Origin of the sequence: Halomonas sp. XH26 (assembly GCF_024138895.1) — a bacterium.
Lineage (GTDB): Bacteria > Pseudomonadota > Gammaproteobacteria > Pseudomonadales > Halomonadaceae > Vreelandella > Vreelandella alkaliphila.
The window spans coordinates 1184766-1205462 of sequence record NZ_CP071889.1 but is presented as its reverse complement, the minus strand read 5'-3'; the positions used below and the strand labels follow the sequence as shown (position 1 = coordinate 1205462).

The window sequence follows — 20697 nt, the reverse complement described above, 5'->3', positions numbered from 1 at the left end:
GCATCGTTTCATAACTCGAGAGCAAGCAATGGATAATAGCGCCAAGCGACTAGGGAAGGTCTTAAGCCTTAACCGCCTTTCGGGAACAGGGTTAGTGCTAGCAACGTTATTTTTTGCCCTCTCGTTAACTCCAAGCTTAGTTCCTCGTCCGCTGGTGGCCCAAGGGATTGTTTCCGGGCTTAGCTTTACAGCAGGTTATGCCCTTGGCGTGATTAGTCATATGCTTTGGCGCTACCTGCACTTGCCAGAGCCAAATCCCACATTAAAACGCTACCTGAAATGGCTAGCGGCGCTAGTCTGTTTAAGCATCTCAATTATTTTTCTTTGGCGTGCTGCTGAGTGGCAGGACAGTATTCGCGAGCTAATGGGCATGACTCCTGCTGAAGGCACTCGCCCGCTCTCTATTGCACTCATTGCACTGGGCATCTTCGCGTTTCTGAGTATTATTGGTTTGCTGTTCAAGCGCACCTTCAAACTGCTTTCTCACAAACTCGCCCATATACTCCCCCGCCGCACTGCCTATGTATTGGGAACGGTCGCTTCTTTCGCACTATTTTGGATGGTCATTGAAGGCGTACTTTTTACCTATGCATTGAAAGTGGCTGACCGTTCCTATCAAGAAATGGATGAAATATTCCAGGATGACCTCGACCCACCTGACGACCCTATGAAACCAGGTAGCGCCGATTCATTGATTAGCTGGGAAGCGCTAGGTAGCCGAGGCAGGCGTTTTGTGACTAATGGCCCAACCGGTGCTGAAATCAGTGAGTTTCTAGGCGAACAAGCCCTAGAGCCGGTCCGCGTCTATGTAGGCCTCAATGCTGCCGACACGCCTATTGAGCGAGCCCAACTTGCCCTTGAAGAACTGATTCGCGTAGGTGGTTTTGAACGCTCTACGCTGGTGCTAGCCACGCCCACCGGCCGCGGCTGGATAGATCCCGGCTCTCAAGACCCCGTGGAATACCTTCACCGAGGTGACATTGCAACAGTAGCAGCACAATACTCCTACCTCCCCAGCCATCTATCGCTAATTTCCGAAGCGGAGTACGGCGTCGAAAATGCTCGCGCACTGTTCACTACCATCTACGAGTACTGGTCTGCGATGCCCCGCGATCAACGCCCCAAACTATACCTATTCGGGCTAAGTTTAGGCGCACTTAATTCAGATCTCTCCTTTGATTTATACGACATCATCAATGACCCCTTCCACGGCGCACTGTGGGCCGGCCCTCCCTTTCGCAGCGATACATGGCGCAATGTTACCGCCGACCGCGATCCAGGTAGCCCTGCATGGCTACCCACGTTCCATAATGGCAACGTGGTCCGCTTCATGAACCAATACCAAGGGTTGGATGAAGCCACAGGCAAGTGGGGAAATTTTCGTATTGCTTATCTACAATACGGCAGCGACCCCATTACTTTTTTTGAACCAGAAGCTTTCTGGCGCGAACCCGATTGGATGCGTGATCCGCGTGCCCCCGATGTTTCACCGCAATTACGCTGGTACCCAGTCGTGACCATGCTGCAGTTGCTAGCCGACTTAGCCACCAGCAGCGCCCCATCAGGCTTTGGGCATGAAATTGCAGCTAAACACTATATTGATGCCTGGGTAGCACTATCCGAACCTCCCGGCTGGAATGAACAAGCGCTCCAACGTCTACGTGATCGCTTTACTCAACGCCACTAAACACAAAGGCATGCACTCCTACTTGTTAACTGCGCACGCCCATATTGACGTATAGCTTTTCATAGTCGCACATAAAAACGGCGGGCATTATGCCCGCCGTCATAGTTTCTGATGCTAAAAAAGAACTACTTAACGGGCCAGCCATGCCATCAGTGCTTCGGCGGTAGCCGAAGAAGAAGGCGGATTTTGGCCAGTAATTAGCTGGCCGTCTTCGCGCACATACGGCGTAAAGTCGTCTGCTTTGCTATAAATACCTCCACACTGCTGCAACGCGTCTTCCACCAAATGTGGAACGATATCCGTTAGACCAACCGCATCTTCTTCGCCATTGGTGAAACCTGTCACTTGGCGCCCTTTTACCAGCGGTTCACCACTGCTGTTTTTTGCATTAATCAACACGATAGGCGCATGGCAAACCGATGCCACTGGCTTGCCCTGGGCAATAAAGTTTTCGATCAGCTGGATAGAGTCTTTATCGTCAACCAAGTCCCACAGCGGACCATGGCCACCTGGGTAGAACACAGCATCGAAATCATCAGCACTCATATCGCTAAGGCGGTGCGTTGCCGCTAGCGCCGCATTCGCTTCATCATCTTGCTTAAAGCGCCGCGTTTCATCGGTTTGACTATCGTCTGCGTCACTTTTCGGATCAAGTGGCGGCTGCCCGCCGTTTGGCGAGGCCAGCGTTACGTCTGCACCTGCATCTTTAAAGACATAGTACGGCGCTGCTAGCTCTTCTAACCAAAAGCCAGTTTTTTCGCCGGTGTCTCCTAACTGATCATGTGATGTCAGCACCACCAAAATACGCTTGCTCATCTAATGACTCCTAAGTGTGAAGCGTGCGATAGCATCTTGCGTTACTTACTCTACCTTGGGGCGTGTTTTCTGGGTTACAAGGCGTATGACCTTTTCTACTCACTTGCGTTACAGCAGACTCTTCAGCGGCATCCATAACCCCATGGCGATCATGACAAGGTTTTCCGTCAACGAAATAAAGCCCAGCGGCACATTGCTATTACCGCCCGCACAGGCACATTTCAGTTCTCGCTTATCGATATACACCGCCTTAATCACCGACACAGCACCCACCGTACCAATGAACAGCGCCAGCGGTGCTGCCAGCCATATCAATGCCCCCGCCAACATCAATATACCCGCAAAGGTTTCCGCATAAGGGTAAACATACCCATAGGGGACATAGCGCTTAGCCAGCAAATCGTAATTCAGAAACATGGTGCTGAAGCTTTCCACGTCTTGAAGCTTCTGCAACCCAAGCAGCACCATGGCGGTAGCCACTGCATATTCAGGTAATCGCGCAGTCAATAGCGCCCCATGGGCCAGCCAACTAACCGCCAAACCGATCAACAGCGCCGTGATAAAAATGGCGATCACTGGCCGATAAGACGTTTCCTGAGCACTCGGCACGCTTAAGCCCAAATACTCGCGCACCTCTTCATAGCCACCGATGCGCTTATCATCAATATAGGTTTGCGGCGTCGTATCGACCTGCTCTTTCGCTTTAAATGCATCGATTTCGTCGCGGGATGTTAACGGGTGGTCATGCACCTCGTAGCCCTTACGCTGCAGCAATGAAACGGTTTTCAAACCAAAGGGGCACTGGTGCGCATCCGTTTTCATGCGATAAACATGTGCCGTTGCCATACTCCCTCCCTGATGTGGAACACAGTGCAGCCAATCATTCGCTGCCTAGGTATAAGGGTAGACACCTTAGCCGGTCTTGCCGAACAGCCTTTGGCGCTGACTCGCTACCTTCGATAAGATAGCTCAGTGAACTTCTTTTTTAGGTTAGCGAGCACGCCGTGAGCATTGAAGCACGAGAGTTTTACCGCCAAGGGCCAATGCACCGCCCGGAACGTGCCAGCAGCTTTGCGCTGATCCGTCGCCAGTTCGATTTTCGCTCAATTGAAATAGGCCGCTGGGTGACCACCGCCGAGCGCGACCGCGCCGCCGAGCTTTTCCACGATGCGCTGTGCGATTTAATGCTGATACTGCACGGCAATGAAGCGCTGATTTCGCTACGTGGCTCGTTAGTCCTACAGTACGGCAGCGGTGGTAGACCCGGCGTTTCTGCCCATTACGACCCCAGCCAGCGCAGCTTTTCGCTCGCTAAGAATGCGGGGCCTGGCAGCATTGCCCATGAATGGTTTCACGCCTTCGATCACTACATTGCCCAGAAGTGTTTTGACAATGTGCCGACTAGCACCTTCGCTTCGGCAGCATGGCTAGCGGATGCAGCCCCGATTAACCACCCGCTCAACCAGCGCCTACTCGCCTGCTTCCACGCTATTCTGCTTCACCCCGACGGCCAGCAACCCAGCGCGCTTTTCACCCACTCCGCCGCCATGGACAAAGCTCACGGCCAGCTCTATTACAGTAAGCCAGAAGAGCTATGCGCCCGAGCCTTTGAAGCCTTCGTGCAAGACGCCAGTATCAAAAACCACTTCCTGGTGAAAGGCACCAAAACCTCTCCCGAAGCAGAACGCGGCCTGTACCCACAAGGCGAACAGCGCGAACGCATCAACGCGCTGTTCAGCGCGTATTTTGCCAGTTTGGGGAAAGCACTCAGCAAAGAGAGCCGTTCATAAAACGCGGGATGTGCGAAACACGCCAATGACGGCTACGCTTCAATGACACTCATTTCTCAAAGGAAGAGAAAAATGCCATCTACCACCACCATTGTCGTTATCGTTGTTGTAATCGTCGCCGTCGCAGGGATAGGTTTCAGCGGCATATTTCCCTTTTAAATGGAAGTGATACTCAGCTAACTATGGCCACCTCATCGCCGAGTGCGGGGTGATTGAGGAACTGCGGTGGGTGGATTGCTAAAGCATGTAACTGACACGAACGTGCGTTAGATAACTGTGGTATAACGCCATTACTTAGCGATAGTCTTTTAAGCGGCGAAGCGGAGAAAAAGCTGTCCAGAGGAGCCCCGTCAGGACCGGAGCAAACTGGAATGATTTGTTAAGCATTGTCGCGGATGTACTGGAGCAGAGCTTGACACTCATCTCGAACCGTCTCCATGGCTATCAGATTGCCAAGCATGTAGCCATTTTCGTTCTGAACTGACGAGGACATGTCACATTGGACGCCTTGCCCACTACCCTTGAAGAACTCTTCTTTCTTACGCCCCCTGCCTAAAAAATATTCATCTGAGTGTTCACGCATGTCACGAACATCAACCGCATCTTGGGTTGCGATAATAAATGATTCCAGGCTCTCCTTTAATTCTTTTGGAGTGTGATGGACTAGCTGCTTTGCAAAGCGAACACCCATGACAGTAGCCGTGAGAGCGTAGTGTTCTTCAAACATTCGTCGCCGATGAAAATCATCATCAAATGAAAATGGCTTATTAGCGCTATGCAAAAAAGAGCTACACCGATGAACTGCTTCTGCAAGCCAACTATCTAAGAAAAACTGTGTTGTATCCTTCTGTACGGCATCCATGAGACTTCCCTTTTTGAGTGTTTAAAACTGTCAAAACGCACAGCTTTTTAGTAAAGATGAAGCCAAAACGAAAAAGCTATTACCTATCGCCGTGATTGGCCTTATTAAAAGACCTATTGATTCATATTTTCTTTTCAGCACGATAGGGCTCAACATATAAAGCTAAAGGCCACGTAAATATATAATCTCAGCGCATATATCTACTCCGGATAAAAAGCCGCCCAAACTGCTCACCATTCTTAAGATGAAAATAGCGAAGCCCTCCACACTTGTCACCTGGTATGGGCAAAAACAGGACTAACGTAGCGCAAACTGCATGTGGATAACTTAAATGGCAGGCACGAAAAAGCCCGCTGATTGCTCAGCGGGCTTTTTCTATATTCTTTGGCGGAGAGGGAGGGATTCGAACCCTCGAAGCCTTTCGACTTACACACTTTCCAGGCGTGCTCCTTCGACCACTCGGACACCTCTCCACTTTTTCGCTCGGTTGTTAAGGCGTTGCCTTTCCCAACAGAACGGCGCATATTCTATGGTCTAAGACCTAAAATAGCAAGCCTTTTAAAGATTTAAGCAACAGGCAGTACGGCGTAGCGCCCGCTGGCTTCCAGGCAGAGCGTGTCGCCACAGTAGAGCTGCTGAGTGAGCGCAATACTGCCCCTGCCCCGCGCATTAAGCTTTTCCGCTAGCTGCTCAGGGCCTTGGGAGTCGCTGGGAGTGCAAATGATGCGGTAGTCGCTAGTGACTGGCGCAAGAAAGCGCTGGCTGGCTTCGGCTACCACAACATCTTGCGCCCGCCCTTGGGCACGCAGCCATAGCGTTACCCAACACCAGCCCTGCAGCGTGGTTTGCGCCGTTAACGCACCACCGAAGCCTGTACCTTTGTCGTTTAGATTGGGGCTAAGCGCTAGTTCCCACGTCAAGGCCCCGCCCTCTCGGGCGGCGCTTTGGGTCATGCCCTGAATTCCCAGTGCGCCCACCATGGGAATTGCTTCCCCTAGCCACCGCTGAAAGGCGACAAGGTCTTCCTGGGTTTCAGGGAGTGGCAAACGGGGGTAAGGCACTCCTGGTTGACGTGGCTGGCTCATTACCGTTAATCCCAACGCTCTACAAAGTCTTCCACATTGTGCTGAGGTAGCGGTTTATGGCGACCTGCCAGACTACCCAGATAGATAAACGCGACCACTTCGTCATTTTCGTCTAGCGATAGGCCTTTACGCACCACGGGGTCAAAGGCGTACTTACCGCTGCGCCACATGGCACCTAATCCTAGCGCGTGGGCGGCCAGCAAAATACCGTGGGCGGCGCAGCCGGCGGAAATCACCTGCTCCATTTTCGGCACGCCCGGAATATCCGGGGTGACCTTGGCAATCACGGCAATGATCATCGGCGCACGCAGCGGTTTTTTACGTGCGGAATTTAGTGTGTCGTCGCTGGCACTGGGGTCTTCTTGAAACTCTGCTTCTGCAAACAGCTCACCAAGGCGCTCGCGCCCTTCGCCGACAAATTCGATAAACCGCCAGGGGCGCAGCTCTTTATGGTCTGGGGCGCGCAGCGCAGCTTGGTAGATAGCGCTGAGCTGGTCGGTACTGGGCGCAGGCTCGGTGAGTTTCCCCATAGAGCTACGTTCGTGAAGCAGCGTGAGTGCGTCCATTATGACTCCCCTTTTATTGATCGTTGAGCGCTAGGTTAGCGCCGTTGTTACTGCCTTGCTAGGCGCAATGGGCTGGGCGGCGTTAATCCTGGAGTTGCTCGCCATGGGCTGATATCAAGCCCGCCGCGGCGAACATAGCGGGCCAGCACCAGTAGCTCTTCAGGCTTAGCCAGTTGCATCAGGTCGGTAAAAATATGCTCGACACAGTGCTCGTGAAAGTCCTGGTGCTGACGATAACCGATTAGGTAGCGTAGCAGCCCTTCACGGTCGATTTTAGGGCCTTTATAGCGAATTAATACGCTACCCCAATCGGGTTGGCCAGTCACAGGGCAGTTAGATTTAAGTAGATGGGAATGCAGTGTCTCTTCAACAATCTCTTCGCTGACGGCCAAATGCGCTGCACTGGGCGTGTAATCGCTGATGTCGATATCCAGGTCATCCAGGCATTCGCCCGGCAAGCGCTGGGGGGTAAGCTCAACGTCGTCTACACCTAATAGCTCTACGCTAACGGCAGCACCCGCCGCCGCGGCTAGGTCGCGAACAAGCACACGTTGCACCGCGTCTCGGCTTTCAAAGTGCGTTTGATTTAGGCTATTGAGATAGAGCTTCCAGGATTTGGATTCGATCAGGTTGGGTGAATCCGCAGGCAGGCGAAAACGGGCAACCGCCACGATGGGTTTACCACGGTTATTCAACCAGGAAACTTCAAACGCGTGCCACTCATCTTCCCCCACAAACGGTAGCTTACTGTCTTCAATGCCCAATGGGGCACGGTTAGCAGCACGGGGAATAGGATACAACAGCCCAGCGTCATAATGCTCAGGGTAGGCGGAATCGCGCCCTAAGGGCGCGTGTTCTAAAGTATCGGGGCGGTGTGCCATGACGGGTTGCTCTCTTGATTAGTAGCGTGCTTTTTTTCTACTGGGCGTTATCACACGTTTAACTGCGAATGCCTTTGCCGCGTTCTAGCATGGTGAGTGCCACCATAAACAGCACAACGATAAAGGCAAAGATAGCGGCCAGCGCCCAGACGACCGGAATGTCAGAAACGCCTAAAAAGCCGTAGCGGAAGACGTTCACCATATACAGTATTGGGTTGAGCATGGAGACGCCCTGCCAGAAATCGGGCAGCATCGAAATCGAGTAAAACACGCCGCCTAAATACGTCAGCGGGGTCAAAATAAACGTCGGCACGATGGAGATATCATCGAATTTATTGGCCAACAGCGCGTTAATAAAACCGCCGATGGAAAACAGCGCCGAGGTCAGCACAACGACCAGCACCGTGAGCAGTGGATGCTCGACAGTTAAACGGGTAAAGAACAGCGACACCAGCGTAACAATTAACCCCACCCCCAAGCCACGGGCCATACCGCCCAAAATAAAGCCGGATAAGATCACCCAGTTAGGCATGGGAGAGACCATCATCTCTTCAATAGAGCGCTGAAACTTATTGGAAAAAAAGCTAGAGGCCACGTTGGAGTAGCTGTTGGTGATCACCGACATCATAATCAGCCCTGGCACAATGAAGTCCATGTAGCTGAAGCCGTCCATATCGCCAATGCGCGAACCAATTAAGTTACCGAAGATGATGAAGTACATCGCCATGGTAATTGACGGCGGCAGCAAGGTTTGCGGCCAAATCCGCGTAAAGCGTTTGATCTCTTTAAGCACTAAGGTCCACAGCGCGATAAGGGTCTGCGTTGCATTCATGCCCGCGCCTCCTGCTGCTTGCGTTGATCAATCGCTTGCTGGCTACTTTCCACCATGGAAACAAACATCTCCTCTAAGCGGTTGGCGCGGTTGCGCATGGAAACCACGTTTAGCCCCTGCTCGCTTAAGGCACTGAACACATCGTTAAGCTGCTGACCACGATGAATCACTAACGCCAGTTGGGAAGGCTCGATCTGCTGAATTTCAAATCCTTCAATGACGGGCGCTTGCTCAACCGGGGCGGACAAGTCGAGCAGGAAGGTTTCAGTGTTCAGCTCGGTCAGTAGTTCACGCACACTGGTGTTACGCACGATTTCGCCTTGATTGATAATGGCGATATTGCGGCACAGGCTCTCGGCCTCTTCGAGATAGTGTGTCGTGAGAATAATGGTAGTGCCCTCATCGCGGTTAATACGCCGCATGTATTCCCACATACTGCGGCGCAGCTCGATGTCGACACCCGCTGTTGGCTCATCAAGAATCAGTAGCTTTGGGCGATGCATCAGCGCACGGGCAATCATCAAACGACGCTTCATACCGCCAGAAAGCATACGCGCACTGCCGTTGCGTTTGTCCCATAGCCCAAGGTCCGTGAGCAGTTGCTTAGCACGGGGCAACGCCTCTTTACGGGTCATTCCGTAATAACCCGCCTGGGCCAGAATGATATCAATGACCTTTTCAAACTGATTAAAATTGAATTCCTGGGGCACCACGCCAAGCTGGTATTTGGCTTTCGCGAAGTCTTTATCGATGTCGATGCCAAAAATCGACACCTTACCGGCGGACTTCTGCACCAGCGAGCAGACCACCCCCAGGGTGGTCGACTTACCCGCGCCGTTGGGTCCTAACAAAGCAAAAAAATCGCCCTGCTGGACGTCTAAATCAATACCTTTTAACGCTTGAAAGCCGTTGCCATACACTTTTGTGAGGCCACGGATAGACAATGCCGGTTCGGCCATGAATATGTCCTGTCAGCAAATGGGGAGCACAAGAAAAACAAGTTAGACGAGAGGATATCGGGGCATCCGTATGTTTTTTCAAGTCGCTCGAAAGACAGCCACGCAAAAATATCGCCAATTGATGTGCGATACGGTGTTCAAAAAACACAGGAAAACAAGCAATAAAGGGGGATAAAAAGAGAGTGTTTGCTTGGAGCGGGAAAAGAGATTCGACCGGGCTGGCGCTCCAGCTCTCGACCCTTGGCACCTATGTAGAACCGTTGTATGGAGCGGGAAAAGAGATTCGAACTCTCGACCCTCGCCTTGGCAAGGCGATGCTCTACCACTGAGCTATTCCCGCGTACAACAAACAGTGCTACGAAAAATGCGAGATGGCGTCCCATAGGGGGTTCGAACCCCTGTTACCGCCGTGAAAGGGCGGTGTCCTAGACCACTAGACGAATGGGACACTGTAAGCATATAAAATGCTTGGAGCGGGAAAAGAGATTCGAACTCTCGACCCTCGCCTTGGCAAGGCGATGCTCTACCACTGAGCTATTCCCGCTTAACCTGCATTACTCGCAAATCGGATTGGCGTCCCATAGGGGGTTCGAACCCCTGTTACCGCCGTGAAAGGGCGGTGTCCTAGACCACTAGACGAATGGGACACTGTAAGCATATGAAATGCTTGGAGCGGGAAAAGAGATTCGAACTCTCGACCCTCGCCTTGGCAAGGCGATGCTCTACCACTGAGCTATTCCCGCAATTCCGATACCTTGACGACCTCTTACTTTATACCACTAACTCTATAAGAGTAAGTGGCGTCCCATAGGGGGTTCGAACCCCTGTTACCGCCGTGAAAGGGCGGTGTCCTAGACCACTAGACGAATGGGACGTTTCATTGCCTCGTCGAGGTGGCGCGTATATTACTCAGCCCTTAATGTGCTGTCAAGCACTCTGAAATCGAAACGTTTTATCCTGCCACGAGCCGCGCCTGCTAAATGGGGTGCTTTGATCCCCCCAGCACTTTATATAAGAGCACCCGCTTATTTCTCATATACTTGCTACACCGTCACGGTAATGTCGCTAGCGTGTAAACGCCACACTGGCGGTTTTCTTACCTTTCACACATGCTGAACCTGAACAGGCTATCTACTGTCACTGTGCGTAGTGATACGCTAGCCTGCTTAGTAAGCCTCTGTTTAACGATAACCAGAGGGAGAGGAGATCCCCATGGCGAAAATAGAAAAATCCCCTGATGAATGGCGCAAGCAACTCACCCCGGAACAGTACCATGTGGCACGTGAGAAAGGCACTGAACGCCCCTTCACCGGAGATTATCAGGTCAGTGATGCCCAAGGTATTTACCACTGTGTGTGCTGCCATGCGCCGCTGTTTGAAAACGAACATAAGTTTGATGCGGGTTGCGGCTGGCCAAGCTTTGATCGCCCACTGGGAACACGCTGCATTGAAGAGCACAGCGATACCTCCCACGGCATGCGGCGCACTGAAGTTGTTTGCTCCCACTGCGATGCCCATCTGGGTCACGTATTTCCTGACGGTCCGCCAGACACGACGGGGTTGCGCTACTGCATCAATTCGGTGTCACTAGAGTTTCATCCTGACGAGTAATCGTCACTAAATCCTCGTTCAACGTCAGAAAGGCGGGCGCCATCTGCTAGAATGGCAGCCCGCTTTTTTTGTGCCCGTTTTTCGTGCTTGTATTTGCTTTGCGCTAATTAGGAGAAACTCATGCTCGGCTGGTTCCCCGGACATATGAACAAGGCCCGCCGCCAGATTAAGGACGCGCTGCCCGAAATTGATGTCGTGATTGAAGTACTTGATGCGCGTCTGCCCTACTCCAGCGCCAACCCGATGCTGGCCGAGCTGACTCGCCATAAGCCGGTATTGAAGATTTTGTCGCGGGCGGATCTTGCCGACCCTGAACGTACTGCTGAGTGGGTAGCTTTTTTCGATGCCCAAGAAGATACCCGCGCCCTGGCAATTACCACTACCAATATTCGCGAGCTTAAAAAAATCCCTAAGCTATGCCACGAGCTGGCAGGCGCGGTACGTGCAGATAGAGATGTCCGCGTGATGGTGATGGGCATTCCCAACGTCGGAAAATCGACGCTGATCAACGGGCTTGCTGGCCGCAAAATTGCTAAAACTGGCAATGAGCCCGCGGTCACCAAGCGCCAACAAAAGGTGCGTATCGACGGCCGCGTCGCGCTGATCGACACCCCTGGGGTGCTATGGCCAAAAATTGAAGACCAGGCTAGCGCCTATCGTCTGGCTGCTAGCGGTGCAATTCGTGATACTGCGATTGAGTATACCGATGTAGCCATCGTCACCAGTGCCGAGCTTGCCAAGCGCTATCCTGCAGAGTTGACCGCCCGCTATAAGTTAAAGGCGCTGCCGACTTATGAAGCGCCCGTAGCGCAAGAGGTGGATGCTGATGGCCCGCAAAAGCCGGACTTCTTAGCCATTGCCGGTTTTGACGGCCACGCCATTTTGAAAGAAATTGCGAGTAAGCGCGGCGGCTTACGCCCCGGTGGCGAGGTCGACATACACCGCGGTGCCGAAGTACTGCTTCACGAACTACGCGATGGCAAGCTCGGTAGGCTTACTTTAGAAACCCCAGGTGATATTCCACCGCCACCGATACAAAACGACGAAGACAGCCACCTACAATCCGACGCATAATGGGCTGATCATCAGTAACACCCACGGCCACAGGACATTTTGGATAATAACCCCCATGGACACCCCGCAGCCTACAGAATCACACACGCTGAAAAAATCGCACAAACTGCATAACGTCTGTTACGACATTCGCGGCCCAGTGCTCGACCATGCCAAGCGCCTGGAAGAAGAAGGCCAGCGAGTTTTAAAGCTTAACATTGGCAACCCGGCGCCATTTGGCTTTGAGGCACCGGAAGAGATTCTTCAAGACGTGATGCGCAACCTGCCCACTGCCCAGGGCTACTGTGATTCTAAAGGCCTTTACTCGGCGCGTAAGGCAATTATGCAAGAGTGCCAACGTAAACGGATTCCTGGGGTTGGCATTGAAGATATCTACATCGGCAACGGCGTTTCCGAGCTGATCGTGATGTCCATGCAGGCGCTATTAAACGACGGTGATGAAGTACTGATCCCTGCCCCTGACTACCCGCTATGGACCGCCGCAGCGAATTTATCTGGCGGTCACGGCGTACACTACTTGTGCGATGAACAAGCCGATTGGGCACCGGACATAGCAGACATCCGCGCCAAAGTTACCAGCCGCACCCGGGCTATTGTGATTATCAATCCGAACAACCCTACCGGCGCGGTTTACCCGCCTGAAGTGGTACGGGAAGTGCTGGATATTGCCCAAGAGCACAATTTGGTGGTGTTCTCCGATGAGATCTACGACAAGATTCTTTATGACGGCGTAGAGCACACTGCCACGGGTGCATTGGCGGATGATGACCAACTGGTCATTACCATGAATGGGCTATCGAAAAGCTACCGCTGCGCGGGCTTTCGTTCCGGCTGGATGACCATTTCCGGCACGCTAGCCAAACAGCGTGCCAGTGATTTCATTCAGGGCTTAACCATGCTGGCCTCAATGCGCCTGTGCGCTAACGTCCCAGCCCAGCACGCTATCCAGACCGCACTGGGTGGCTACCAGTCAATCAATGATTTGATTCTGCCGGGCGGCCGACTATTGGCTCAGCGAGATATTACGATAGAAAAGCTTAACGCCATTCCAGGGGTCTCTTGCGTGACGCCTAAAGGCGCGCTGTATGCCTTTCCCCGCTTAGATCCCAAGGTGTTTAACATTAAGGATGACCAACAGCTGGTGCTGGATTTATTGCTCCAGGAAAAAATCCTGCTGGTGCAAGGCACTGCGTTCAACTGGCCAGAACCGGATCACGTGCGCATTGTTACTCTGCCATGGGCCGATCAGTTGGGTGATGCGCTTGATCGCTTTGCTAATTTCTTGTCTCGTTATCGTCAATAAAAATAGCCATCAATAAAACGGCGACTTGAAACTGACATTAACAGCACGTATCTAAACTGTCATTCCACTAACGCTTTTTAATGACCTTTGAGGGAGAACCTGCACCATGATGCGAATTGTGCTGTTTTTAGCCACTAACTTAGCGGTGTTGCTGGTTGCCAGCTTAACGCTGCGACTGTTTGGGGTGGAAAGTTACCTAAGTAGTCAGGGTATCAACTTTACTAGCCTGCTGATTTTCTGCTTTATCTTCGGCATGGTCGGCTCGCTAATATCGCTGTTTATTTCCAAGTGGATGGCAAAGCGTTCGACTGGCACCGTGATTATCGAAACACCCTCTAATTCAACGGAGCAGTGGCTGCTGGATACGGTGGCTGAACTTTCCCGCGAAGCGGGTATTAAAACGCCAGAAGTGGGCATTTTTCCTGCTCAGCAGTCCAACGCGTTTGCCACCGGCTGGAATAAGAACGATGCATTAGTCGCCGTTTCAGCGGGCCTATTAAACCGTATGCGCCCTGAAGAAGTGCGCGCGGTGCTGGCCCACGAAATCGGCCACGTCGCCAACGGCGATATGGTCACGCTGGCGCTGATTCAAGGCGTCGTGAATACCTTTGTTATGTTCTTTGCTCGGGTCGTGGCTCAGTTAGTCGACAACTTCTTAAGAAGCCGTAGCGACGGCGAAGGTGGCCTTGGTTTTATCGGCTATTTTGCCGTGGTGATCGTGGCAGAAATCGTCTTTGGTCTTGTCGCCTCTGCAATCGTTGCCTGGTTCTCACGCTATCGTGAATACCGTGCTGATGAGGCAGGCGCACGCCTAGCGGGCACCGGCGCAATGGTGAATGCGCTGGCACGTCTGAAAGCGGAAACTGAAATGCCTGACCAGATGCCGGATACCCTGCGCGCGATGGCTATTACTAAAGGCCAAACCCGCTCTTTGCTAGAGCAGCTGTTCGCCAGCCACCCGCCGCTGGACGATCGCATTCGCGCTTTGAAAGAAGCGGCTTACCGTCAGTAAACGCATGTTCGCTAGCTGCATAACACACAAGGCCCGCAAATGCGGGCCTTGTGCTTTCTAAACACCACCTCACAATCAACACACCGTCACCACACAGCTATACGCAGCGCACTTGAAAACCAGCCGCCAGCAATGGCGCTTCCAACACCGTTGCGTCGTTCTCTAACAACACGCGCAGCGTGGCAAACTCTCGACGCAGTGGGTAATTTGACCGGCAGTCATCAAAGCCCTTTTTGATTCCCTGGTGAAACACGTGCCGCTGCAACGCATCGTGGTCGCGGCGCACATCGTAAACCGCGCGCGTGCATAGCCGGAGTGCTTCTTCTATCGGCATCGCTTGCTGCAGCGTTAATGCTGACAGCGCGGGTCGCGGGCAGAGTTCGCTAAACGTAACGCCACTTGGCCGCTCGATATGCTGAGCCAGCGCCTGCTGAATCATCCACGTACCACGCAACTTGCCATCAAGGCTATGCCCGGCAATATGTGGTGTCGCCAGCGCTACCAAATCACGCAACCCGGCATCAATCTCCGGCTCATCTTCCCAAACATCGAGAATCGCCGTGATATCCCCTTTACCCGCTAAACGACTACGTAGCGCCAGACCGTCAATACAGTCGCCCCGCCCGGCGTTTAGCAACACGGTCCCAGGGATTAGGTCATTAATACGCTCAGCATTAAGCAGTTGATACGTGGCATGGGGGCCCTCTTTCACCAGCGGAGTATGCAGGCACACTACGTCGCAGTGTTCGATGACGCTATCCAGCGAGCAAAACAGGCCCGCCTCCTGCACTGCTGCGGGCCCTTTTCCAGGATGTTCTTTTTCTGCGCGAGGCGGATCACACACCATGGTTTCCACACCCAATGCTTGCAAACGCTGCTGCAAACGGCTGCCAACGTTGCCAGCCCCCACAATACCCACCCTACGTGTCAGCAACGACCAACCTTGTCGCTCACTCATCAGCAGCAAGCTGCTAAGCACGTAGTCCACCACGGCGTCAGCATTACAGCCAGGCGCACTAGCAAAGCCAATGCCGCGATCACTTAATAACGCGCGATCAATATGGTCAGTGCCAATGGTGCAGGTACCCACAAAACGGACAGGGCTTTGTGCCAACAACGCATGATTGACCTGAGTAATCGAGCGCACTATCAGTGCGTCGGCATCAGCCACATCGGCAGTACGAATCTCACGCCCGGGCAAGCGATGCAGCGTGCCAAACGACTCAAAACAGAGGTCTGCGGCGGGGATATTAGCGTCGATAACAAGTTTCATAGGCGTTTTCGTATCCGGGCTTTACAATACGCCCGCAACGGCTTGCTGTGCAGGCATGATCAAGAAGCAGTTAAGGAGATGGGTGTGATCGTACGCTGGGAAACCGACCATGACTATGTGTTGGTGCATATTCACCAGGATATGTTTGGCGACTGGATTTTCAGCCGCGCCTGGGGGCAAATCGGCACCCAGTTTGGCGGGCTAAAGCATCAGTTGGCAGATACCCTGGAGCAAGCACAAATGTGGATGGAAGATGAGGCCACTATCCAGGCCTCGCGAGGGTTTCGCAAGGTACTGGAAGCAGCCGATCATACGCCCGAAGGACAGGAAGCCATGCGGCAGTTGTCGCTACTTGATGCACTTTAGGTGCATCGAACTCCATGTTAGCGACAATGATTCAAACCTTAAAGGCTGGTTTAAGAGCGGTTTCAAGGGCTGTCTCAAGGACTGTCTCAAGGGCTATCTCAACCCAAGTAGCGCCGTCCATTGCGCTGATGCGCGCCAATTGGCGGCGCATTTTCGGGCGGTGTGGTAAGTGCCGCCAGCGCAGCCTCATCCAACCAGCCGCGCGCTTGTAACCAAGCGCTCAGCTTATCAAGATCAAAGCCTCGATCCAGCTCTTCCCCATTAGCATCCATCAAAACCGGAATGCGTACGCCATAACGCTCCGCTAGCGTATCGTCGTCGCTGATTTCAATGTGATGCAGCGATACCTCTTGGTTCGCCAACGTTACCACCAGCGCTTCTAACTGAGCGCACAAGTGGCAGCCTAACGTTGTATAAATCGACAGCTGAATCATATCCGATCTCTTTGTGCCCTTACGCTTTATGGCGTAGCAAAAACACGTGATGCAGGTTGGTTCGGCGTTGAAAATCCGGATCAAACGTACGCGATGTAATATCTTCCACTGCGTAGCGCTCGCTGAGCCCCTCGTCTAACTTGAAGCGCCGCTGATTGTTCGAGAACACCAGGGTACCGCCGGGCGCAAGACGCGCCATGGCCAGTTCCACCAGCCGCGGATGGTCACGCTGAACATCAAGGGTATCGCGCATTTTCTTGGAGTTAGAAAATGTCGGCGGGTCCATAAAGATCAGGTCAAACTCGGCGTTCGCGGTTTCAAGCCAACGGAAACAGTCATCCCGCACCACTCGGTGTAACCTTGGGTCCAGCTTGTTCAGCGCAAAGTTGTCTCTCGCCCACTCAAGGTAGGTATTCGACATATCGACGCTGACGCTGTCGCTTGCACCGCCCAAGGCTGCTTGCACGGTTGCTGTGGCAGTGTAGCAAAACAGGTTTAAGAAGCGCTTCCCGCTAGCCATCTCGTTAAGCAGGCGGCGCACTGGGCGATGATCCAAAAACAAGCCGGTATCCAAGTAGTCACGCAGGTTAACCCACAACCGAGCGTCACCTTCCTGCACTTCAAAGCGTTCACCGCTGGCATCCCGTTTCTGGTACTGGGCACTGCCAGTTTGCCGCTCACGACGCTTTATATACACCTTGCCTGGGTCGACGCCGAGGGCATCTGGCAGCACTTCCAAGGCATCAAACAAGCGCTTTTGCGCCTGAGCGGGGTTGATTGAGCTGGGTGCGGCGTACTCTTGAACGTGCACTCGGTCACCGTAACGATCGACTGCCAACGCATACTCCGGCATATCAGCATCGTAAACACGATAGCAAGTCTCAGCGCTTTTCTTGAGCCACTTTTTCAGACGTTTTTGGTTTTTCGCCAGTCGGTTGGCAAACATTTGGGCATTTTCCGACACAGCAGGCTTGGCACTGGTACTTGTTTGCTGCGCCTCTCCACCATTTTCTGAGACAGAAGAAACGCTGTCACTGCCTGGCATGCTGGCCGTGTGAGTGGCAATTTCCATCAGCAGCAACTTCGCATCCAGAGCACCGTTCTTCAGCGCATACTGCTTGTGAGCACGTAGCCCAAGGCGATGCCCCAAATCGGGGTTACCGGTAAACAGCGCCAGTGTCCAACCGGGAAACAGCGCTTTCGCCTTTTCTCCCAGCTGGGCATACAAACGCACCAACTCAGGCAATTCGCCTAAGCGCTCGCCATAAGGCGGGTTAGTTATCAATAGCCCACGTTCGGCAGTAATAGTCTCTGGCCTGCTTAGCTGACTTAGGCTCTGCCCATGCAAGGTAATTAGCGCAGGAATGCCCGCACGCATGGCGTTAGCTTTCGCTGCTGTCAATGCCGCCGGACTCTGATCAAAGCCCACCAGCGCCGTTTTACAGCGTTTACGGCCTATCGACGCCCGTGCCTCAGCTTCGCGCTTTAACTCTTTCCACAGCGGCTCGTCGTGGCCTGCCCAGCCCTGAAAGCCAAAGCGCTCCCGATTGAGATTGGGCGCTTGGTCGGCAGCCATTAGCGCCGCTTCAATCAGCAACGTGCCTGCACCGCATAGCGGATCTAACAGCGGCTCACCGGCTTTTGCTCGTTCAGGCCAGCCAGCACGCACTAGCAATGCGGCTGCCAAGTTCTCTTTCAGCGGTGCATGTCCAACATCACGGCGGTAGCCACGGCGGTGCAAACTTTCGCCTGAAAGATCAATTCCCAGACTTAAGTTAGCGCGGTGTAGGTGGGCGTAGATGCGCAGATCAGGCGTTTTGGTATCAACATTTGGACGCTCCTGACCTGCTAGCTGCAGCGAATCAACAACGCCATCTTTCACCGTCTGGGCACCAAACCGAGTATGGCGAATGTGGTCGCTGCGACCATGAAAATCTACCGCCAGCGTTTTGCCTGGCGTTAAATGCTGTGTCCAGGGAAGCCGGGCAACCACGTCACGCACTTGCTCAGCGGTATCAACCATCGGCTCCCGAGCCAACAGCAAAATAATGCGGTTAGCTAGCCGTGACCATAGGCATATGCGATAGGCGGTTGCTAGATTGGCGGAAAAATAAACGCCCGCCACGGTCGTTTTACCTGGCTCGGCTCCTAGCGCTGAAAGCTCATCAGCTAAAAGGCCTTCAATGCCTTTGGGGCAGGTAGCAAGGAGGTTTAGAGGGGCAGTTTGGCTCGACTCAGTCATGTTTATCGCCGCGCGTAAGAGCGCGATATTCCTATATATGGCAAATGAGTTTACGTCTTATGACAATTTGATGGTCGACAAGTGACCCCATAATGAGCTAACAATAAGAGTGTAGCTACTGAAAAACGCATGCGTTGTTTGTCAGGGTTTTATTAGCAACTTGCTTTCAAGACCCTAATTTGTCGAGTCTGCCGCTTTGCCCGTTCAGCACGTGAGTGCTAGGCACTAGCGTTGAGTGGCGGCTTGCCAAAGTTATCTATCGAAATAGCACTGATGCAAATATAGCATTTTTGCCCAGCGTGCTTTTCTTATCAAAGGCTTTCGTGAAAAGAGGTTAGCCAATGAAACGACAAAAACGTGATCGCTTCCAACGGGCTTATGTTCACGGCTATAAAGCGGGCATTACGGGTCGCTCCCGAGATGACTGCCCCAGTCAAGATGTCAATTTACGCGAATATTGGATGAGTGGTTGGCGTGAAGGTCGCGGTGATCAGTGGGACGGGATGACCGGCGTCTCCGGTATCCATAAAAACCCCATGGTGATGACCTAGTTTTTTTACCTTTTTAAACATGACATTTGGAGTACGGAGCCCGCTGACAAGCGGGCTTTTTTATTGCTCAATTATGGCTGTTTCAATGCCTCGGCGCACGCTTTCACTAACCCAGGCCCTTGGTAGATCAACCCTGAATAGAGCTGCACCAAGTCTGCGCCAGCGGCAATTTTAGCAGCAGCAGCCTCACCGCTATCAATCCCGCCCACACCTATAATAGGCAGCGTTGGCAGTTGCGCGCGTAACAGGCGAATCACCCTATTCGATGCTTCAAAAACGGGTTTTCCAGAAAGCCCACCCGCCTCTTCTGACTGAGGGTCACTCTTAACGGCATCGCGAGCTATCGTAGTATTTGTCGCAATAACACCATCCAGCGCATTACGAGCAATACTGCCAGCCACCAGGGCGACCTCTTCTTCACTCATATCTGGGGCGATTTTAACCAGTAGCGGTACCTTGCGGCCTAACGCGCTGTCCAGCGCTTGGCTGCGCGAACGAATAGGCCCAAGCAGTGCATCCAGCTGCTCGCCAAACTGTAATGTCCGCAGCCCGGGCGTATTAGGCGAGGAAATATTGACCGCAATATAATCAGCCACGCTGTGCACCGCCTCTAAACAAAGCAGGTAATCATCGAGCGCATTTTCCACAGAGGTGGTTAAGTTTTTGCCAATATTGATACCCAAAACGCCTCTGTAGTGGCGCTTTTTCACCTGGGCGACAAGGTGCTCAACCCCTTTGTTATTAAATCCAAAGCGGTTAATGATCGCCTCGTGGCCTGCAAGCCGAAACAGGCGTGGCTTCGGGTTGCCTGGCTGCGCTTTGGGCGTCACGGTGCCTACTTCTACAAACCCAAAGCCCAGCGCGCCCAGCGCATCTAAGTGATCGGCATTTTTATCCAGCCCTGCGGCAAGCCCTACCCGATTACTAAAACGCAGCCCCATCAGTTCGACAGGGTCGCTCACAGGCTCACCATATACCCGCTGCACACCACCCACCCGATGCAGAGTATCTAACGCACCCAGCGCCAACCCATGAGACGTTTCTGGATCGAGTCGAAACAACAGCGAACGGGCGAAGTTATACATCAGCGAGGCTCTCCAGAGCAGTGGGCATAAAGCAGACGAGCGAACACGCTACATGTGGGCAAATAGACGACATAGCGCGCGGCGCGCAGAGTATAGCGTAAATCAAGTTATCTTCGCAGCGCTGAGCGGCGAGAAAGGCAATGCCGTGAAAAAGCGATCACTAGAGCGGTATCAAGAACGGTCTCAAGAACCGTTATAAAAAAACCGCGCCCTGATTCAGGGCGCGGTAGGTGGTGTTACTTATCGAGCAAGTCGATAGCTAGCTTGC

General features: G+C 53.0%; 20 protein-coding genes and 7 tRNA genes. 8 read left to right on the top strand and 19 right to left on the bottom strand.

The features are described 5' to 3' along the window. The first annotated feature begins 28 nt into the window (after window positions 1-28). Window positions 29-1687, top strand: coding sequence for an alpha/beta-hydrolase family protein (locus J4377_RS05530; protein WP_198350207.1), 1659 nt, complete (start codon window positions 29-31; stop codon window positions 1685-1687). Between the two features lie 129 nt (window positions 1688-1816). Here J4377_RS05530 and J4377_RS05525 read toward each other — a convergent pair whose 3' ends face one another. Then, entirely contained in the window at window positions 1817-2503 is a 687-nt protein-coding gene (locus tag J4377_RS05525; protein WP_253487314.1) for a type 1 glutamine amidotransferase domain-containing protein, read from the bottom strand. Window positions 2504-2611: 108 nt separating this feature from the next. Next, the gene (locus tag J4377_RS05520) at window positions 2612-3349 is read right to left on the bottom strand and encodes a MauE/DoxX family redox-associated membrane protein (RefSeq protein WP_198350206.1); all 738 of its coding nucleotides are present in this window, start codon (window positions 3347-3349) and stop codon (window positions 2612-2614) included. 158 nt (window positions 3350-3507) lie between these two features. On the opposite strand from J4377_RS05520, the gene J4377_RS05515 reads away from it, so the two are divergent. Continuing rightward, the gene (locus J4377_RS05515) at window positions 3508-4293 is read left to right on the top strand and encodes a CLCA_X family protein (protein WP_253487312.1); all 786 of its coding nucleotides are present in this window, start codon (window positions 3508-3510) and stop codon (window positions 4291-4293) included. Window positions 4294-4672: 379 nt separating this feature from the next. Here the strand turns inward: J4377_RS05515 and J4377_RS05510 are convergent, their stop codons facing one another. From J4377_RS05510 to J4377_RS05450, 13 genes are all read right to left on the bottom strand, one after another. Next, entirely contained in the window at window positions 4673-5155 is a 483-nt protein-coding gene (locus tag J4377_RS05510; protein WP_253487304.1) for a hypothetical protein, read from the bottom strand. A 385-nt stretch (window positions 5156-5540) separates the two neighbouring features. Then, a tRNA-Ser gene (locus J4377_RS05505) sits at window positions 5541-5628 on the bottom strand. Window positions 5629-5721: 93 nt separating this feature from the next. Continuing rightward, the gene (locus tag J4377_RS05500; RefSeq protein WP_038482601.1) at window positions 5722-6240 is read right to left on the bottom strand and encodes a YiiD C-terminal domain-containing protein; all 519 of its coding nucleotides are present in this window, start codon (window positions 6238-6240) and stop codon (window positions 5722-5724) included. Between the two features lie 5 nt (window positions 6241-6245). Then, a complete protein-coding gene (locus J4377_RS05495; protein WP_120385486.1) occupies window positions 6246-6806 on the bottom strand; it encodes a nitroreductase family protein in 561 nt (186 codons plus the stop codon). 47 nt (window positions 6807-6853) lie between these two features. Next, window positions 6854-7687: an NADPH-dependent 7-cyano-7-deazaguanine reductase QueF gene (gene queF / locus J4377_RS05490; RefSeq protein WP_253487302.1), complete on the bottom strand. Its 834-nt coding sequence runs from the start codon at window positions 7685-7687 to the stop codon at window positions 6854-6856. Between the two features lie 58 nt (window positions 7688-7745). Further along, window positions 7746-8519, bottom strand: a complete 774-nt coding sequence (locus J4377_RS05485; RefSeq protein WP_038482594.1) for an ABC transporter permease — start codon at window positions 8517-8519, stop codon at window positions 7746-7748. Continuing rightward, complete coding sequence (locus J4377_RS05480; protein WP_198350203.1) at window positions 8516-9478, bottom strand: ABC transporter ATP-binding protein; 963 nt, start codon at window positions 9476-9478, stop codon at window positions 8516-8518. Before J4377_RS05480 ends, J4377_RS05485 begins: the two co-directional genes overlap by 4 nt. A 265-nt stretch (window positions 9479-9743) precedes the next feature. Then, window positions 9744-9818: transfer RNA gene (locus J4377_RS05475), tRNA-Gly, on the bottom strand. A gap of 32 nt (window positions 9819-9850) precedes the next feature. Then, window positions 9851-9926: transfer RNA gene (locus J4377_RS05470), tRNA-Glu, on the bottom strand. Window positions 9927-9947: 21 nt separating this feature from the next. Next, window positions 9948-10022, bottom strand: a tRNA-Gly gene (locus J4377_RS05465). A 27-nt stretch (window positions 10023-10049) separates the two neighbouring features. Further along, window positions 10050-10125, bottom strand: a tRNA-Glu gene (locus tag J4377_RS05460). A 21-nt stretch (window positions 10126-10146) separates the two neighbouring features. Further along, window positions 10147-10221, bottom strand: a tRNA-Gly gene (locus tag J4377_RS05455). Window positions 10222-10276: 55 nt separating this feature from the next. Continuing rightward, window positions 10277-10352 (bottom strand) — tRNA-Glu (locus tag J4377_RS05450). A 338-nt stretch (window positions 10353-10690) separates the two neighbouring features. On the opposite strand from J4377_RS05450, the gene msrB reads away from it, so the two are divergent. From msrB to htpX, 4 genes are all read left to right on the top strand, one after another. Beyond that, complete coding sequence (gene msrB / locus J4377_RS05445) at window positions 10691-11089, top strand: peptide-methionine (R)-S-oxide reductase MsrB (RefSeq protein WP_038482587.1); 399 nt, start codon at window positions 10691-10693, stop codon at window positions 11087-11089. Window positions 11090-11209: 120 nt separating this feature from the next. After that, window positions 11210-12163, top strand: coding sequence for a ribosome biogenesis GTPase YlqF (ylqF, locus tag J4377_RS05440; protein WP_193085087.1), 954 nt, complete (start codon window positions 11210-11212; stop codon window positions 12161-12163). Between the two features lie 55 nt (window positions 12164-12218). Further along, window positions 12219-13466 (top strand): pyridoxal phosphate-dependent aminotransferase, encoded by a 1248-nt coding sequence (locus J4377_RS05435; RefSeq protein ID WP_038482582.1) that lies wholly within the window; start codon window positions 12219-12221, stop codon window positions 13464-13466. Between the two features lie 106 nt (window positions 13467-13572). After that, entirely contained in the window at window positions 13573-14478 is a 906-nt protein-coding gene (gene htpX, locus J4377_RS05430; protein ID WP_038482579.1) for a protease HtpX, read from the top strand. Window positions 14479-14575: 97 nt separating this feature from the next. Here htpX and pdxB read toward each other — a convergent pair whose 3' ends face one another. Continuing rightward, the gene (gene pdxB / locus J4377_RS05425) at window positions 14576-15751 is read right to left on the bottom strand and encodes a 4-phosphoerythronate dehydrogenase PdxB (RefSeq protein WP_120385489.1); all 1176 of its coding nucleotides are present in this window, start codon (window positions 15749-15751) and stop codon (window positions 14576-14578) included. Between the two features lie 84 nt (window positions 15752-15835). Here pdxB and J4377_RS05420 point away from each other — a divergent pair, with 84 nt between their 5' ends. After that, on the top strand, window positions 15836-16117 hold the full coding sequence (locus J4377_RS05420) for a hypothetical protein (RefSeq protein ID WP_038486583.1): 282 nt from the start codon (window positions 15836-15838) through the stop codon (window positions 16115-16117). Between the two features lie 98 nt (window positions 16118-16215). On the opposite strand, the gene J4377_RS05415 is transcribed toward J4377_RS05420, so the two are convergent. After that, the gene (locus tag J4377_RS05415; protein ID WP_095602345.1) at window positions 16216-16551 is read right to left on the bottom strand and encodes a glutaredoxin family protein; all 336 of its coding nucleotides are present in this window, start codon (window positions 16549-16551) and stop codon (window positions 16216-16218) included. A gap of 19 nt (window positions 16552-16570) precedes the next feature. Then, the gene (gene rlmKL / locus J4377_RS05410; RefSeq protein WP_253487300.1) at window positions 16571-18793 is read right to left on the bottom strand and encodes a bifunctional 23S rRNA (guanine(2069)-N(7))-methyltransferase RlmK/23S rRNA (guanine(2445)-N(2))-methyltransferase RlmL; all 2223 of its coding nucleotides are present in this window, start codon (window positions 18791-18793) and stop codon (window positions 16571-16573) included. Window positions 18794-19134: 341 nt separating this feature from the next. On the opposite strand from rlmKL, the gene rmf reads away from it, so the two are divergent. Continuing rightward, complete coding sequence (gene rmf / locus J4377_RS05405; protein ID WP_009722578.1) at window positions 19135-19344, top strand: ribosome modulation factor; 210 nt, start codon at window positions 19135-19137, stop codon at window positions 19342-19344. Window positions 19345-19415: 71 nt separating this feature from the next. Here rmf and J4377_RS05400 read toward each other — a convergent pair whose 3' ends face one another. Continuing rightward, window positions 19416-20429 carry a quinone-dependent dihydroorotate dehydrogenase gene (locus J4377_RS05400; protein WP_120385490.1) on the bottom strand — a complete coding sequence of 338 codons (1014 nt, stop codon included), beginning with the start codon at window positions 20427-20429 and terminating at the stop codon, window positions 19416-19418. Window positions 20430-20697 lie beyond the last annotated feature (268 nt).

Coding starts and splice junctions, on each gene's coding strand:
- J4377_RS05530 (WP_198350207.1), top strand. CDS start 29: ATGGATAATAGCGCCAAGCGACTAGGGAAGGTCTTAAGCCTTAACCGC.
- J4377_RS05525 (WP_253487314.1), bottom strand. CDS start 2,503: ATGAGCAAGCGTATTTTGGTGGTGCTGACATCACATGATCAGTTAGGA.
- J4377_RS05520 (WP_198350206.1), bottom strand. CDS start 3,349: ATGGCAACGGCACATGTTTATCGCATGAAAACGGATGCGCACCAGTGC.
- J4377_RS05510 (WP_253487304.1), bottom strand. CDS start 5,155: ATGGATGCCGTACAGAAGGATACAACACAGTTTTTCTTAGATAGTTGG.
- J4377_RS05500 (WP_038482601.1), bottom strand. CDS start 6,240: ATGAGCCAGCCACGTCAACCAGGAGTGCCTTACCCCCGTTTGCCACTC.
- J4377_RS05495 (WP_120385486.1), bottom strand. CDS start 6,806: ATGGACGCACTCACGCTGCTTCACGAACGTAGCTCTATGGGGAAACTC.
- queF (WP_253487302.1), bottom strand. CDS start 7,687: ATGGCACACCGCCCCGATACTTTAGAACACGCGCCCTTAGGGCGCGAT.
- J4377_RS05485 (WP_038482594.1), bottom strand. CDS start 8,519: ATGAATGCAACGCAGACCCTTATCGCGCTGTGGACCTTAGTGCTTAAA.
- J4377_RS05480 (WP_198350203.1), bottom strand. CDS start 9,478: ATGGCCGAACCGGCATTGTCTATCCGTGGCCTCACAAAAGTGTATGGC.
- msrB (WP_038482587.1), top strand. CDS start 10,691: ATGGCGAAAATAGAAAAATCCCCTGATGAATGGCGCAAGCAACTCACC.
- ylqF (WP_193085087.1), top strand. CDS start 11,210: ATGCTCGGCTGGTTCCCCGGACATATGAACAAGGCCCGCCGCCAGATT.
- J4377_RS05435 (WP_038482582.1), top strand. CDS start 12,219: ATGGACACCCCGCAGCCTACAGAATCACACACGCTGAAAAAATCGCAC.
- htpX (WP_038482579.1), top strand. CDS start 13,573: ATGATGCGAATTGTGCTGTTTTTAGCCACTAACTTAGCGGTGTTGCTG.
- pdxB (WP_120385489.1), bottom strand. CDS start 15,751: ATGAAACTTGTTATCGACGCTAATATCCCCGCCGCAGACCTCTGTTTT.
- J4377_RS05415 (WP_095602345.1), bottom strand. CDS start 16,551: ATGATTCAGCTGTCGATTTATACAACGTTAGGCTGCCACTTGTGCGCT.
- rlmKL (WP_253487300.1), bottom strand. CDS start 18,793: ATGACTGAGTCGAGCCAAACTGCCCCTCTAAACCTCCTTGCTACCTGC.
- rmf (WP_009722578.1), top strand. CDS start 19,135: ATGAAACGACAAAAACGTGATCGCTTCCAACGGGCTTATGTTCACGGC.
- J4377_RS05400 (WP_120385490.1), bottom strand. CDS start 20,429: ATGTATAACTTCGCCCGTTCGCTGTTGTTTCGACTCGATCCAGAAACG.